We start from the raw sequence: 14,488 nt of genomic DNA on the forward strand, positions 1-14,488 counted from the left end.
CAGCTTTGAGCGTTTTGTATGAATAATACTAGCGTTCAAAGCTAAATTTGTTTAGTATAGAAACAGTAGAAAAGTTTCGATTTGGTAAAATAAAATCGAATGTATGTAAAGAGGACAGCATTTGTCCTATAATGATGAAGTGAAAACTAAAAAAGGTGGCACTATTTATGAAACAAAGTAAATCGTTTATCCCTACTTTAAGGGAAAATCCAGCTGATGCAGACGTAAAATCACACCGCACACTACTACGTGCTGGTTTTATTCGACAAAATGCAGCAGGGGTATACTCATACTTACCATTAGCACGCAAGGTGTTAGCGAAAATCGAACAAGTGGTTCGTGAAGAAATGGATGCGATTGATTCAGTAGAGCTATTAATGCCGGCACTACAAGCAGCTGAATTATGGCAAGAGTCTGGCCGTTGGGAAGCTTACGGACCAGAATTAATGCGTTTAAAAGACCGTCATGACCGTGATTTTGCATTAGGGGCAACGCACGAAGAAGTGATTACAACTTTAGTGCGTGACGAAATTAAATCATACAAAAAATTACCGATCACGCTTTATCAAATTCAAAATAAATTCCGTGATGAAAAACGCCCGCGCTTCGGATTATTACGTGGTCGCGAATTCATCATGAAAGATGCCTATTCATTCCACGCCACTCGTGAATCATTAGATGCAACGTATGACGATATGTACCGTGCATACTCAAACATCTTCTCACGTCTTGGTTTAAATTTCCGTGCAGTCATCGCGGATGCTGGTTCTATCGGTGGTAAAGGGACACATGAATTCATGGTGTTATCTGAAATCGGTGAGGACACAATTGCTTACTCAGATACTTCTGATTATGCAGCAAACATCGAAATGGCAGAAGTGATTGCAGCATACACTGCACCAGACACACCGATGAAAGAAATTGAAAAGGTTGCAACTCCAGATCAAAAGACAATTGAAGAAGTTTCGGCATTTTTAAATGTAGACGCTTCAAATGTCATTAAATCATTAGTGTTCAATATCGACGGTGAGCTAGTGGTTGTATTAGCACGTGGTGACCACGAAATTAACGATATTAAATTAAAAAATGCATTAGGTGCAACTTCGGTGGAATTAGCAGATGAAGCGGCAATCAAAGAATTACTTGGTTGTGCGCCAGGTTCAATAGGTCCAGTGAAATTACCTGTCAGCGTAAAAGTCATTGCGGATAACGCCATCAAATCGGTGCGTAACGGTGTAGCTGGTGCAAATGAAGATGGCTACCACTTATTAAATGTTAACCCTGAGCGCGATTTTGCAATTGGCTCTTATGAAGACATTCGCTTCATCCAAGAGGGCGATCCATCTCCAGACGGACAAGGTGTAATCAAATTTGCTGAAGGTATTGAAGTAGGTCATATCTTCAAATTAGGTACGACGTATTCAGCGAAAATGAATGGTACTTTCCTAGATGAGCAAGGAAAAGCACAGCCATTCATCATGGGCTGCTATGGTATTGGTGTTTCTCGCTTACTTGCAGCAGTTGCTGAACAGTTCCAAGATGACAATGGTTTTGTATGGCCAGCTCAATTAGCACCATATGATTTACACTTAGTGCCTGTGAATACAAAAGACGAGGCCCAAGTTCAATTAGCAGATGAATTATATGGCGTTTTAAAATCATATCGCTATGATGTACTTTATGATGATCGTGCTGAGCGTGCTGGTGTTAAATTTGCGGATGCAGACCTTATTGGTTTACCTGTACGTATTACAGTAGGTAAAAAAGCGTCTGAAGGCTTAGTGGAAGTAAAATTCCGTGCAACAGGCGAATCAGCAGAGTGGGCAAAAGAAGAAGTAGTTGATCGTTTGAACGAATACTTCCGTCAAAACTAACCATAATCACTAGAAAGAGGGGGAAAGTACAGGATTTATGTACTTTCCTTTCTTTTTCGATAAATAGAAAGGGTGAAACAATTGTCAAAACAGGAAGGAAGACAAAAATTCCTACTCTTATTACAACAGCTTGAATTGACTGATGATGTCTATATGTCCTTTTTTGAAAATGGCGCACTCGAACGTGTTACCGTCCATAAAAAGAAGCGCGTATGGCATTTTAAAATTCAAATCGAAAATATATTACCGTTTCAAGTATACCAACTGTTGCGGTTGCGCATGGCAGAGAAATTTTCTCATATCGCGAGTGTAACTTTAACGATTGAATCGCAAAATCCAGTCGTCAATGAGCAGCATATTTTAGAATATTGGCAGTCGGCAATTGAACAGCTTGGTGAAATGTCGCCATTACTTCGTGAAAATTTAATGAAGCAAACACCACAATGGACGGGGAACAAGCTTGTTGTCACAACAATGGTAGAGCATGAATTTTCAATTTTAAAAGCAAAATACACCGAAAAAATTGCCGATAGCTATAAATCATTCGGTTTCCCACATATTCCATTAGACTTTAAGCTTGTAGAGGAATCGGAGGAATTCATTGCGCAGCAAGAAGCGTTTTATGAGCAGCGCAGGGAGGAAGAAGAGCGCTTATCAAAACAGGCGATGGCAGACTTTGCAGCGCGTGAAAAAGAAAAAGCAGCCAACCCGGGAGCAGTTGCACAAACAGATGCCGTATTCCAACTCGGATCACTCATCAAAAATCCAGAGATTACAGAGATTCGTACCATTTTAGAAGAAGAGCGCTCGATTGTTATTGAAGGCTTTATTTTCGCAGCGGAAGTGAAGGAGCTTCGAAGTGGGCGTTCTATTTTAGAATTTAAAATGTCGGATTACACGGATTCGTTAGCAGTCAAAATGTTCTCCAATAGCGATGAAGATGTTGTGAAGATGAATCAAATTAGTAAAGGTATGTGGGTGCGGGCGCGCGGCTCGATTCAAATGGATACTTTTGCGCGTGATTTAGTGATGATGGTGCGTGATATTAATGAAGTCAAGCATGAGCCACGTAAAGACTTAGCACCTGAAGGCGAAAAACGGGTGGAACTCCATTTACACTCCCCAATGAGTCAGATGGATGCGATGACTCCCGTAGATAAATTGGTGGCACAAGCTGCGAAGTGGGGACATCCTGCAATCGCAATTACGGATCATGCCGTTGTACAAGCATTCCCGGAAGCCTATTCAGCAGGGAAGAAAAATGGCATTAAAGTGATTTACGGCGTAGAGGCAAACTTAGTAGATGATGGCAAGCCGATTGTCTATGACCCACAGGACCGCATGCTTGAAGATGAAACGTACATCGTATTTGACGTGGAGACAACTGGTTTCTCGAATGTGTATGACACGATTATTGAGCTTGCCGCTGTGAAAATTAAAAACGGTCAAGTTCTGGACACGTTTGAGCGCTTTTCAAATCCGCATCGGAAGCTTACAGCCAAAATTATTGAATTAACCCATATTACGGATGATATGCTCGTCAATGCACCAGAGCTAAGTGATGTCATTACGGAATTCCGAGACTTTATTGGCGATGGCGTAGTAGTTGCCCACAACGCAGCGTTCGACTTAGGCTTCTTATATGTTGCTTATAAAACGGCTGGCATTGATGTGCGTCATCCAGGGATTGATACAGTGGAATTATCACGATTAGTGAATCCTGGTCAAAAAACGCATAATTTAAAAACATTAACGAAAAAATACAATATCGAATTAACGCAACATCACCGTGCCATTTATGACACCGAGGCAACAGCCGAGCTATTCCTCCATTTAATGAAGCAGGCGGATGATTTAGGTATTAAAAACTTGAATGAAATGAATGATCATGTCGGCGGTGAGGATGGCTATAAACAATCGCGTCCAAGTCACTGTACGATTTTAGCGGTCGACAATGATGGATTGAAAAATTTATTTAAGCTCATTACGATTTCGCATACACAGACATTTTATCGTGTGCCGCGTATTCGTCGTTCGGATTTACAAAAGCTACGTCAGGGGTTAATTGTCGGTTCGGGCTGTTCAAATGGTGAGCTCTTTGAAACGATGATGAACAAAACACCAGAGGAAGCCGAACGTATGGCGCGCTTCTATGATTATTTAGAAGTGATGCCAAAGCCGGTGTACTCGCCGTTAGTTGATGGCGGAACGGTGCATGATGAATGGGCGCTAGAAGATATTATTCGCCGAATTGTTAAGCTCGGAAAGAAATTAAATTTACCAGTTGTTGCGACAGGTAATGTGCATTATTTACATGAAACCGATGCGAAGTTCCGTCAAATCTTAGTTGGTTCAATGGGTGGAGCCAATCCGTTGAATCGTCATAAATTACCGCAAGTACATTTCCGAACAACGGATGAAATGTTAAAAGAATTTGACTTTTTAGGACCTGACTTGGCGAAGGAAATTGTTGTAACAAACACCCAATTAATCGCTGACATGATTGGTGATGTAAAGCCAATTAAGGATGATTTATATACACCAAAAATCGAAGGCTCTGATGATGAGGTAACCAATTTAACCTATGAGATGGCCCATCGCATATATGGCGAAAACTTACCTGAAATTGTGCAAGCCCGTATCGATAAGGAATTAAAATCAATTTTAGGTCATGGGTTCGGAGTAATTTACTTAATTTCCGCGAAACTCGTAAAAAAATCATTAGCGGACGGTTACCTAGTAGGTTCGCGTGGTTCGGTTGGTTCTTCACTTGTTGCAACATTTATGGAGATTACAGAGGTCAATCCATTGCCACCGCATTATGTCTGTCCAGAATGTAAACACTCAGAGTTTATTGCAGATGGTTCGGTCGCTTCTGGTTATGACTTACCGAATAAAGAATGCCCACAATGTGGAGCGCAGTATAAAAAGGACGGGCATGATATTCCGTTCGAAACCTTCCTTGGATTTAAAGGAGATAAGGTACCCGATATTGATCTCAATTTCTCAGGTGAATATCAGCCACAAGCGCATAACTATACAAAAGTGCTGTTTGGTGAGGACTATGTTTTCCGCGCTGGAACGATTGGTACAGTTGCAGAAAAAACAGCCTATGGTTATGTGAAAGGCTATGCAAATGATAATAATATTACGTATCGGAACGCAGAAGTGGACCGACTTGTACAAGGTTGTACCGGTGTGAAACGGACAACGGGGCAGCACCCGGGTGGGATTATTGTCGTACCGGATTATATGGATATTTACGATTTCTCTCCAGTACAATTTCCAGCCGATGCGCAAGATGCCGAGTGGAAAACGACACATTTTGACTTCCACTCGATTCACGATAATATTTTAAAGCTTGATATTCTCGGGCACGATGATCCGACTGTGATCCGTATGCTGCAAGATTTATCGGGTATTGATCCGAAAACAATTCCAACGGATGACCCGACCGTAATGAAAATTTTTAGCTCCACGGAGTCTTTAGGGGTCACTGAAAAGCAAATTGGTGCAAAAACAGGGACACTCGGCATTCCGGAGTTTGGGACAAAATTTGTTCGTCAAATGCTAGAAGAAACGAAACCAACGACATTTAGTGAGCTTGTACAAATTTCAGGGCTTTCTCACGGTACGGATGTTTGGCTTGGAAACGCAGCGGACCTCATTAAAGATGGTACATGTGTCTTAAAAGAGGTAATTGGTTGTCGTGATGATATTATGGTTTATTTAATCTATCAGGATTTGGAGCCGAGTTTTGCGTTTAAAATTATGGAATCTGTGCGTAAAGGGAAAGGCCTAACCGATGACATGGAAGCGGAGATGCGGGCAAAAAAAGTGCCGGAATGGTATATCGATTCCTGCAAAAAGATTAAGTATATGTTCCCAAAGGCCCACGCCGCAGCCTATGTATTAATGGCGGTGCGTATTGCCTGGTTTAAAGTTCATCATCCAATCCTTTATTATGCTGCATACTTTACGGTGCGTGCGTCAGACTTTGATTTAATTTCGATGACGCAAGGTTCTGTCATGATTCGTAAAAAAATCGATGAAATTAATATGAAGGGCTTAGATGCAGCTCCGAAAGAGAAAAGCTTATTAACCGTTATGGAAATTGCGCTCGAAATGTGTGAGCGCGGCATGAGCTTTAAAAAGATTGATTTGTATAAATCACAAGCGAGTGAATTTATTATTGAAGGCAATTCGTTAATTCCGCCATTTGATTCGATTCCAGGGCTTGGAACGAACGTAGCGAAGCAAATTGTCGAGGCACGAAAAAATGGAGAGTTTTTATCGAAAGAAGATTTACAACAGCGTGGTCGTGTTTCGAAAACATTAATCGAGTATATGGATGAGCTTGGTTGCTTAGAAGGGATGCCCGATGCCAACCAATTATCATTGTTCTAAAACTTGTCAATGATGAAATGGACACTTTTATAGCCAATATTTGCATTCACAATATGTTTGTGCTATGCTAATCGTAACAATTTGTTGATAGTTCGCCAGCAAAAGAGTGGGGTTTCCCGCTCTTTTCTGTTGTTTACATGGCTATTAATGCAAATTTTTCAATGAAAACTCGCCTTTTAGCTGTAAGGCGAAAGCGTAAGGAGGATACGATGAACAAAGTTACGTCGATCATTGAAGAGCTAGTAACGCCGATCGTTGAGGAACTTGAATTAGAATTAGTTGATATCGAGTTCGTGAAAGAAGGACGCGACTGGTTCCTTCGTATTTATGTTGACACACCTGAAGGCGGCATTGATATTTTACAATGTGCGCAAGTAAGTGAACGTTTAAGCGAGAAATTGGATGAAAATGATCCGATTGAGCAAAATTATTATTTAGAGGTTTCTTCACCAGGAGCTGAACGTCCGTTAAAAAAACAGCAGGACTTCGAAAAGGCTATTGGGCAATATATTTATGTAAAAACGTATGAGCCTGTGAAAGATTTAAAAGAATTCTATGGGTATTTACGCGCATATACAGATGAATTATTAGAAATTGAAATCCGCATTAAAACACGTAAATTAACAGTACAAATCGAAAAAGAAAAAATTGCGCAAGCCCGTCTTGCTATCGATTTTTCAGACAAGCAAATTTAGGAGTGAAAACAAAATGAGTAGTGAATTACTAGATGCCCTAACTGCCCTTGAAGAGCAGAAAGGTATTTCAAGAGAGGTATTAATTGAGGCAATCGAGGCGGCTTTAGTAACGGCATACAAACGTAACTTTAATCAAGCGCAAAACGTACGTGTAGACCTTAATCTTGATACAGGTACTATGGTTGTTTATTCTCGCAAGGACGTCGTAGAAGATGTGGAAGATGAGCGCTTAGAAATCGCGTTAGAGGATGCACAATTCATCAACCCTGCTTACCAAATCGGCGATGTCGTAGAAGAAGAAGTAACACCTCGTAACTTCGGCCGAATTGCTGCACAAACAGCGAAGCAAGTCGTAACGCAACGTGTGCGCGAAGCAGAGCGAGGCTTAATCTATGAAGAATATGTTGACCGTGAAGACGATATCGTTACAGGTGTAATCGAACGTCAAGATGCGCGTAATATTTACGTATCCATTGGTAAAGTTGAAGCTGCATTACCAGTAAATGAGCAAATTCAAGGTGAAGTTTACAAGCCAACATCACGCATTCGTGTCTATATCACGAAAGTTGAGCGCACAACTCGTGGCCCACAAGTAATTGTATCTCGTACACATCCTGGTTTACTGCGTCGTCTATTCGAAATGGAAGTACCAGAAATTTATGATGGCACAGTAGAAATTAAATCGATTGCACGTGAAGCTGGCGACCGTTCTAAAATCTCTGTGTATGCACATAATGAAGAAGTAGATCCTGTAGGGTCATGCGTAGGTGCTAAAGGTGCTCGCGTTCAAACAATTGTAAACGAATTAAACGGCGAGAAAATCGACATCGTAGAATGGTCAGAAGATCCGGTTGTATTTGTAGCGAATGCCCTTAGCCCATCAAAAGTGTTAGACGTTCAAGTCAATGAAGAAGAAAAGTCAACAACTGTAGTAGTACCAGATTATCAACTATCTTTAGCAATCGGTAAACGCGGTCAAAACGCACGTCTTGCTGCGAAGCTAACTGGCTGGAAAATCGACATCAAGTCTGAAACAGATGCGCGTGAACTAGGAATCTATCCTTCTGAAACAAGCACATTCGTTCCACGCGAAGACAATGAAGATGTTGTATTTGATTTATATGGTGACGACGAAGAGTAAGCATCACACTTGAAATAGTTTTGCTAAGGAGGGTGAGCAAATGGTAGTCAATAAAAAAGTCCCTTTACGAAAATGTGTAGCAACAGGTGAAATGTTACCTAAAAAATCAATGATTCGTGTCGTTCGTTCTAAGGAAGGCGAAGTAAGCGTTGATGTAACAGGTAAAAAATCTGGTCGAGGTGCCTATGTATCTAAATCAGAGCAGGCTGTTGACTTAGCACGTAAAAAAAGTAGTTTGGATCGCCAACTAGAAGCGAAAGTGCCAGATGAAGTGTATGAGGAGCTATTAACGCTGATTCGTAGGGAGTCGATTTTATGACAAATCCTGCAGTGCTACAGCTCTTAGGTTTAGCGGCACGTGCACGTAAAGTAATCTCTGGAGAAGAGCTAGTCATTAAAGAAGTTCGAAATGGTAAGGCAAAGCTTGTGTTACTTGCTTCAGATGCTTCAGCAAATACTAGTAAAAAGATTCAAGATAAATGTACGTATTATCACGTTGAGTATTATGTTTTTGGGGATCGATATGATCTTGGACATGCTACAGGAAAAGAACACCGTGTAGCGATTGCTATTACAGATAGCGGATTTGCTAAAAAAATGTCTAGTCTACTCAACGAAAAATAATCGGGGGTGAGCAGATGAGCAAAGTAAGAGTTCATGAATATGCGAAAAAGGTAAATAAAACAAGTAAGGAAGTTATTGAGCAGTTAGCAAAATTTGATCAGCCTGTGAAAAATCATATGGCAGTGATTAATGAAGCGACACTATCAAAACTTGATTCTGTCTTTCAGCAAGCAGCAGAACCAGCAAAAGATTCTCCTGCCAAACAGTCATCTGCAAAGAATGTAAAGCCAGCACAAAAGCAAGGGCAGCACAACGCGCAGCATGAAAAAAAGCAGGAGCGTCAACAATCTGCTTCGATCAATCAGCAACCGAAGAAAACAAACAATGCCTCTGGGCAACCAAAATCGCAACAGGGCGAAAAACTAAGAAATGAAAAAGGTAACCAAAATCGAAATATGACTCAAAATAACAACAATAACCGCAAAGGCGGCAATAACCAAAATAACAATAATAACAAGGGCGGCTATCAACAACGTCGTAGACCAGGAATTAACGGTGGTAAACGTCGTACACATCGCCCAGCACCTCAGCCAATGGTCCAAAAAGAATTACCAGAAAAAATTACATTCTATGAAAGCTTAACAGTAGCTGAGCTTGCTAAAAAGCTATACCGTGAGCCTTCAGAAATTATTAAAAAATTGTTCATGCTTGGTGTAATGGCAACAATTAACCAAGAGCTTGATAAGGATGCAATCGAGCTAATTTGTGCAGACTATGGGGTAGATGTAGAAGAAGAAATCCGTATCGACAAAACAGACTTAGATACGTACTTCGATGACACAATCGTAGAGGTCGACGAAAATGCGTTAGAAGAGCGTCCGCCAGTTGTAACAATAATGGGGCACGTTGACCACGGTAAAACATCTTTACTTGACTCAATCCGTAAAACGAAAGTAACTGCGGGTGAAGCAGGTGGGATTACGCAGCATATTGGTGCATACCAAGTAGAAGCAAACGGCAAGAAAATTTCATTCTTAGATACACCTGGTCACGCAGCGTTCACAACAATGCGTGCGCGTGGTGCATCTGTAACGGATATTGCGATTATCGTTGTAGCTGCTGATGACGGTGTGATGCCACAAACAGTAGAAGCAATTAACCACGCGAAAGCCGCTGAAGTGCCAATTATCGTAGCAATCAACAAAATGGATAAACCATCAGCGAACCCAGACCGTGTCCAACAAGAATTAACGGAGCATGGTTTAGTGCCAGAAGCTTGGGGTGGCGATACAATCTTCGTACCAATTTCTGCATTAAAGAGTGAAGGAATCGACGAATTATTAGAAATGGTTCTTTTAACTGCTGAAGTTGGCGAATTAAAAGCAAACCCAACTCGTTCTGCAATCGGTTCTGTAATCGAAGCACAGCTTGATAAGGGCCGTGGTGCTGTAGCGACATTATTAGTTCAAGATGGTACATTACGTGTTGGAGATCCAATCGTAGTAGGTCATGCATTCGGTCGTGTACGTGCAATGGTAAACGACATGGGCCGTCGTATTAAAGCAGCTGGTCCATCTACACCAGTTGAAATTACAGGCTTAAACGAAGTACCACAAGCGGGTGACCGTTTCGTAGTCTTCGCGGATGAGAAAACAGCTCGTCAAGTGGGTGAATCTCGTTCAATGACTGCTATCCAAGCACAACGCTCAGAAAAACAACGTGTCACATTAGATAACTTATTTGAACAAATGAGCCAAGGTGACATGAAAGAATTAAACTTAATCGTTAAAGCAGACGTACAAGGTACTGTAGAAGCGATGGCATCTTCATTAATGAAAATTGATGTAGAAGGCGTAAACGTAAAAATCATCCACACGGGTGCAGGTGCGATTACAGAGTCTGATATTTCATTAGCAGCTGCTTCAAACGCAATTGTAATCGGCTTCAACGTACGTCCAGATACAAACGCAAAACGTGCGGCAGAAGAAGAAGGCGTAGACATTCGCTTACACCGTATCATTTACAAAGTAATCGAAGAAATCGAATCTGCGATGAAAGGTATGCTAGACCCTGAATACGAAGAAAAAATCGTTGGTCAAGCAGAAGTTCGTCAAACAATTAAAGTATCAAAAGTGGGTACAATTGCAGGTTCATATGTCATCGAAGGTAAAATTGTACGTGATGCAGGCGTACGTATTATCCGCGAAAACGTTGTTATTTTTGAAGGCGAGTTAGATTCATTAAAACGCTTCAAAGATGACGCCAAAGAAGTTGCTAAAGGGTATGAGTGTGGTATTACAATCAAAAACTACAACGACATTAAGGAAGGCGACATTATCGAAGCCTTCGTAATGGAAGAAATCGTTCGTAAATAATGATTGTATACGCAGAAATTGAATTCATCATTCAGACTGCCCACTCATTAAAGGAAAAACGTGCCGTGCTTCAGCGTATGCTGACACGCACAAAACAAAAATTCAATGTTTCCATTGCGGAAATTGACCATCAAAATGTATGGCAGCGCACGCGTTTAGCACTTGTAGCCGTCGCTTCTTCCAAAGAGGCGGCTGAACGTGAGCTCATGCATGCGGTTCACTTTTTACAGTCAAACCCACAATGGGAGCAGTTAGATTTTTACCGAGAATATTTATAAAGTCCATAAATATGGCAAGTTAGTAGTAAAATGAGGTGACTTATATGTCTCTACGTTCAAATCGTGTTGCTGAGCAAATGAAAAAAGAAATTACTGAAATCATTGCGCGCAAAATTAAAGATCCACGTGTAGGTTTTGTTACAGTAACAGAAGTTGCGGTAACCGGAGATCTACAGCAAGCAACCGTATATATTACATCACTAGGTAATGAACGTGAACGTGCGGAATCGTTACAAGCTTTAGAAAAAGCATCAGGCTTCATTCGTTCTGAAGTAGGTTCTCGCATTCGCTTACGTCGCACGCCAGAACTAGCTTTCGAATTCGATACAGCAATCGAATACGGCAACAAAATCGACGCATTACTACGTGGTCTACACGAAGACAAATAATGTACAAAAAAGTCTGCGCGGCATTTTATGCTTTGCAGGCTTTTTTTGCAAAAAAAAGAGCATTGAAGTGCTTGTTAAGTGGGAAGAGCTAACGCAAAAGTATAGGCTTGAGCACTTTCGCATAAAGGGGCTAGGCACTTTAATCGAGATACTACGTCAAAGGAGCAAATGAATGAACGGTATTCTTCCATTATGGAAAGAGCGTGGCATGACAAGCCATGACTGCGTATTTAAATTACGAAAAATTTTACGAACAAAAAAGGTAGGTCACACAGGTACACTAGACCCTGGTGTAGAAGGGGTTTTACCGATTTGCATTGGCCAAGCAACACGTATCGCCGAATATTTAACCGATGCAGGTAAAACGTATGAAGCGGTTATCTCGATTGGTCGTACCACAACAACAGAAGATGCGGAGGGCGAAACTGTAGCCCAAAACGCGGATTTTAAGTCATTTACACGCGCTGAAATTTTAGCGGCATTAGCATCGTTAACGGGGGAAATCGAGCAAACGCCACCGATGTTTTCAGCAGTCAAAGTAAATGGTAAAAAGCTCTATGAATATGCGCGCGCGGGTCAAACCGTTGAACGTCCTACACGCAAAATTACGATATATGAGCTCGAGCTCTTAGAGGATGCTGAAAAATTCGAGGGGGAAGAAGTAACATTTTCGATTCGGATTAAATGTTCAAAGGGCACATATATTCGTACATTAGCCGTACAAATTGGAGAGGCGCTCGGCTTTCCTGCGCATATGCATGAATTGGTACGTACGGCCTCAGGGACATTTACCAAGGAGAATTGCTTTACATTAGCCGAAATTGGCGAAATGATGGAAGCTGGTAAGCAGGGTCAATTTTTAATACCAGTAGAGTATGCGCTTTCGAATTATCCATATGTTGAAATTACTACGGATATTGAAAAGCAAATTTTCAATGGACAAGTACTCCCTATGCATACATTATTAAAAGAGCATGATAAAATGGTCTATGGAGTAGAGGGACGAGCATTTGCGGTCTATATCGCACATCCGACAAAAGAAGGGCAAATGAAGCCGGATAAAATGTTTCCCGAACTAGATTAGGAGGCCTATTAGTTATGGACGTAATTCATTTAAAATATCCACATCAATTAGCACAAGAATCGAATAAACAAGCCTATTCACTAGCAGTTGGCTTTTTTGATGGTGTACATAAAGGGCATCAAGCGGTCATTAACGCAGCAAAAGCAACAGCGGAGGAGCTTGGGATTAAAAGTGCAGTGATGACATTCGATCCGCATCCATCCATTGTGTTAGGTGGACGTAACGAAAAGGTATTTTATATTACACCACTTGCGCAAAAGCTCAATACGTTTGAAAAATTGAATGTGGATACAGTATTTGTCGTGAACTTTACATCTGATTTTGCCAAGTTAACACCAGAGCAATTTGTGCAGTATTTTATAGTTGATTTAAATGTGCAGCACGTGACAGCAGGCTTTGATTATTCATTTGGTGCATTCGGTAAAGGGAATATGGACATGATGCAGCAATTAGGAAAAGGTCAATTTGGTGTGACCATTGTCGAAAAACAGCAAGATATCGAAGAAAAAATTAGTTCAACACGCATTCGTAGAGCATTGCAAGATGGCGATATGGAGCTAGTGCGTACATTGCTAGGGCGCGCGTTTGAAGTTCCTGGCATTGTGGTGCATGGGGATAAGCGCGGACGTACGATGGGCTTCCCAACGGCAAATGTGCAAGCGATGGCAGGCTGCTTTATTCCGGCAACGGGCGTGTATGCTGTGAAAATATTAGTGCAAAACGAATGGTATAATGGCGTTTGTAATGTTGGCTACAAACCAACATTTAAAAATCCAGAAGAGAAACAACTATCAATTGAAGTGCATATTTTAAATTTTGACAAAAATATTTATGGTGAGGAAGTCGTTGTTGGCTGGTACAAGCGTATCCGTAGCGAGCGTAAATTTAGTGGTATCGATGCATTAATCGATCAAATCGAGCTCGACAAACAGCAAGCCATTCACTATTTTGAAGAACTTTAATCGATTCGGTTTCAGGGCAATGATGTGTTGATTGTTTTGAGTTTACTAAAAATAACAGCGCCATTTGTCAAAAGTTAAATAGTTGATTTGTAGTAACTTTATATGGTACTATTCTAAAGTACGAAATGTACGAACCATAGCTCGGCTTTCCGCAACTCCAGCGATTGCTGTGCTAACGGGGATATTTTATTTGAGGAGGTCATTTCAAATGGCAATTACACAACAACGTAAAAACGAAATCATCGCTGAGTACCGCACTCACGAAAGCGACACTGGTTCTCCAGAAGTACAAATCGCTGTATTAACTGCAGAAATCAACGCTTTAAACACACACTTAGCTACTCACAAAAAAGATTTCCACTCTCAACGTGGTCTTTTAAAAATGGTAGGTAAACGTCGTCACTTATTAAAATACTTACGTGAAAATGACGTTGCACGTTACCGTGATTTAATCAACAAACTTGGATTACGTCGCTAATCTAACAATAAAAAGCGGGATTTTTCCCGCTTTTTATTATGCTTAGATATTGTTTTAAGGGTTATATTAATACATATAATTTAGTTTTAAATTATATTGTTGTGTGAAGTGAAAATATCTGTTATAACGGGGGACAAAGACTTCGTTATCTTTGATCATGCTTTTTATCGAAGGCACCGAACATAAAATAGAAAATTAATCGAGAATTTTATAGAAAAAATTTAGCATAGATATAGCTTTT

12 protein-coding genes are annotated in these 14,488 nt (G+C 40.8%); all 12 read left to right on the top strand.

Going from position 1 to position 14,488, the window contains the following annotated elements; translation table 11 throughout:
* Nucleotides 1-167: 167 nt before the first annotated feature.
* The 12 genes from MKX47_RS04910 to rpsO all read left to right on the top strand — a co-directional run bounded on the left by MKX47_RS04910 (nucleotide 168) and on the right by rpsO (nucleotide 14,247).
* Complete coding sequence (locus tag MKX47_RS04910) at nucleotides 168-1,874, top strand: proline--tRNA ligase (protein WP_340771763.1); 1,707 nt, start codon at nucleotides 168-170, stop codon at nucleotides 1,872-1,874.
* Between the two features lie 72 nt (nucleotides 1,875-1,946).
* Entirely contained in the window at nucleotides 1,947-6,281 is a 4,335-nt protein-coding gene (locus MKX47_RS04915; RefSeq protein WP_445683571.1) for a PolC-type DNA polymerase III, read from the top strand.
* Between the two features lie 209 nt (nucleotides 6,282-6,490).
* Complete coding sequence (gene rimP, locus MKX47_RS04920; RefSeq protein ID WP_340771768.1) at nucleotides 6,491-6,976, top strand: ribosome maturation factor RimP; 486 nt, start codon at nucleotides 6,491-6,493, stop codon at nucleotides 6,974-6,976.
* Nucleotides 6,977-6,989: 13 nt separating this feature from the next.
* Entirely contained in the window at nucleotides 6,990-8,117 is a 1,128-nt protein-coding gene (gene nusA / locus MKX47_RS04925) for a transcription termination factor NusA (RefSeq protein WP_340771770.1), read from the top strand.
* 40 nt (nucleotides 8,118-8,157) lie between these two features.
* Complete coding sequence (gene rnpM, locus MKX47_RS04930) at nucleotides 8,158-8,436, top strand: RNase P modulator RnpM (protein ID WP_340771773.1); 279 nt, start codon at nucleotides 8,158-8,160, stop codon at nucleotides 8,434-8,436.
* Nucleotides 8,433-8,741 carry a YlxQ family RNA-binding protein gene (locus tag MKX47_RS04935; protein ID WP_241368022.1) on the top strand — a complete coding sequence of 103 codons (309 nt, stop codon included), beginning with the start codon at nucleotides 8,433-8,435 and terminating at the stop codon, nucleotides 8,739-8,741. Before rnpM ends, MKX47_RS04935 begins: the two co-directional genes overlap by 4 nt.
* Before the next feature lie 14 nt (nucleotides 8,742-8,755).
* A complete protein-coding gene (gene infB / locus MKX47_RS04940; RefSeq protein WP_340771778.1) occupies nucleotides 8,756-11,056 on the top strand; it encodes a translation initiation factor IF-2 in 2,301 nt (766 codons plus the stop codon).
* Nucleotides 11,056-11,334: a DUF503 domain-containing protein gene (locus MKX47_RS04945; protein WP_340771780.1), complete on the top strand. Its 279-nt coding sequence runs from the start codon at nucleotides 11,056-11,058 to the stop codon at nucleotides 11,332-11,334. The genes infB and MKX47_RS04945 overlap by 1 nt, the downstream gene beginning before the upstream one ends.
* Nucleotides 11,335-11,378: 44 nt before the next feature.
* A complete protein-coding gene (rbfA, locus tag MKX47_RS04950) occupies nucleotides 11,379-11,723 on the top strand; it encodes a 30S ribosome-binding factor RbfA (protein WP_340771782.1) in 345 nt (114 codons plus the stop codon).
* Between the two features lie 172 nt (nucleotides 11,724-11,895).
* Complete coding sequence (truB, locus tag MKX47_RS04955; RefSeq protein WP_340771785.1) at nucleotides 11,896-12,807, top strand: tRNA pseudouridine(55) synthase TruB; 912 nt, start codon at nucleotides 11,896-11,898, stop codon at nucleotides 12,805-12,807.
* Nucleotides 12,808-12,821: 14 nt separating this feature from the next.
* Nucleotides 12,822-13,769 carry a riboflavin biosynthesis protein RibF gene (gene ribF / locus MKX47_RS04960; protein WP_340771789.1) on the top strand — a complete coding sequence of 316 codons (948 nt, stop codon included), beginning with the start codon at nucleotides 12,822-12,824 and terminating at the stop codon, nucleotides 13,767-13,769.
* 208 nt (nucleotides 13,770-13,977) lie between these two features.
* Nucleotides 13,978-14,247, top strand: a complete 270-nt coding sequence (gene rpsO / locus MKX47_RS04965) for a 30S ribosomal protein S15 (RefSeq protein WP_340771790.1) — start codon at nucleotides 13,978-13,980, stop codon at nucleotides 14,245-14,247.
* Nucleotides 14,248-14,488: the final 241 nt, after the last annotated feature.

The sequence above is a fragment of the Solibacillus sp. FSL R7-0668 genome, assembly GCF_038006205.1.
Taxonomy (GTDB): Bacteria; Bacillota; Bacilli; order Bacillales_A; family Planococcaceae; genus Solibacillus.

What these genes read in the sequence shown, in the direction of transcription:
- infB (WP_340771778.1), top strand. Translation starts at nt 8,756, where the DNA reads ATGAGCAAAGTAAGAGTTCATGAATATGCGAAAAAGGTAAATAAAACA.
- ribF (WP_340771789.1), top strand. Translation starts at nt 12,822, where the DNA reads ATGGACGTAATTCATTTAAAATATCCACATCAATTAGCACAAGAATCG.
- MKX47_RS04910 (WP_340771763.1), top strand. Translation starts at nt 168, where the DNA reads ATGAAACAAAGTAAATCGTTTATCCCTACTTTAAGGGAAAATCCAGCT.
- nusA (WP_340771770.1), top strand. Translation starts at nt 6,990, where the DNA reads ATGAGTAGTGAATTACTAGATGCCCTAACTGCCCTTGAAGAGCAGAAA.
- rnpM (WP_340771773.1), top strand. Translation starts at nt 8,158, where the DNA reads ATGGTAGTCAATAAAAAAGTCCCTTTACGAAAATGTGTAGCAACAGGT.
- MKX47_RS04935 (WP_241368022.1), top strand. Translation starts at nt 8,433, where the DNA reads ATGACAAATCCTGCAGTGCTACAGCTCTTAGGTTTAGCGGCACGTGCA.
- rbfA (WP_340771782.1), top strand. Translation starts at nt 11,379, where the DNA reads ATGTCTCTACGTTCAAATCGTGTTGCTGAGCAAATGAAAAAAGAAATT.
- MKX47_RS04945 (WP_340771780.1), top strand. Translation starts at nt 11,056, where the DNA reads ATGATTGTATACGCAGAAATTGAATTCATCATTCAGACTGCCCACTCA.
- rpsO (WP_340771790.1), top strand. Translation starts at nt 13,978, where the DNA reads ATGGCAATTACACAACAACGTAAAAACGAAATCATCGCTGAGTACCGC.
- truB (WP_340771785.1), top strand. Translation starts at nt 11,896, where the DNA reads ATGAACGGTATTCTTCCATTATGGAAAGAGCGTGGCATGACAAGCCAT.
- rimP (WP_340771768.1), top strand. Translation starts at nt 6,491, where the DNA reads ATGAACAAAGTTACGTCGATCATTGAAGAGCTAGTAACGCCGATCGTT.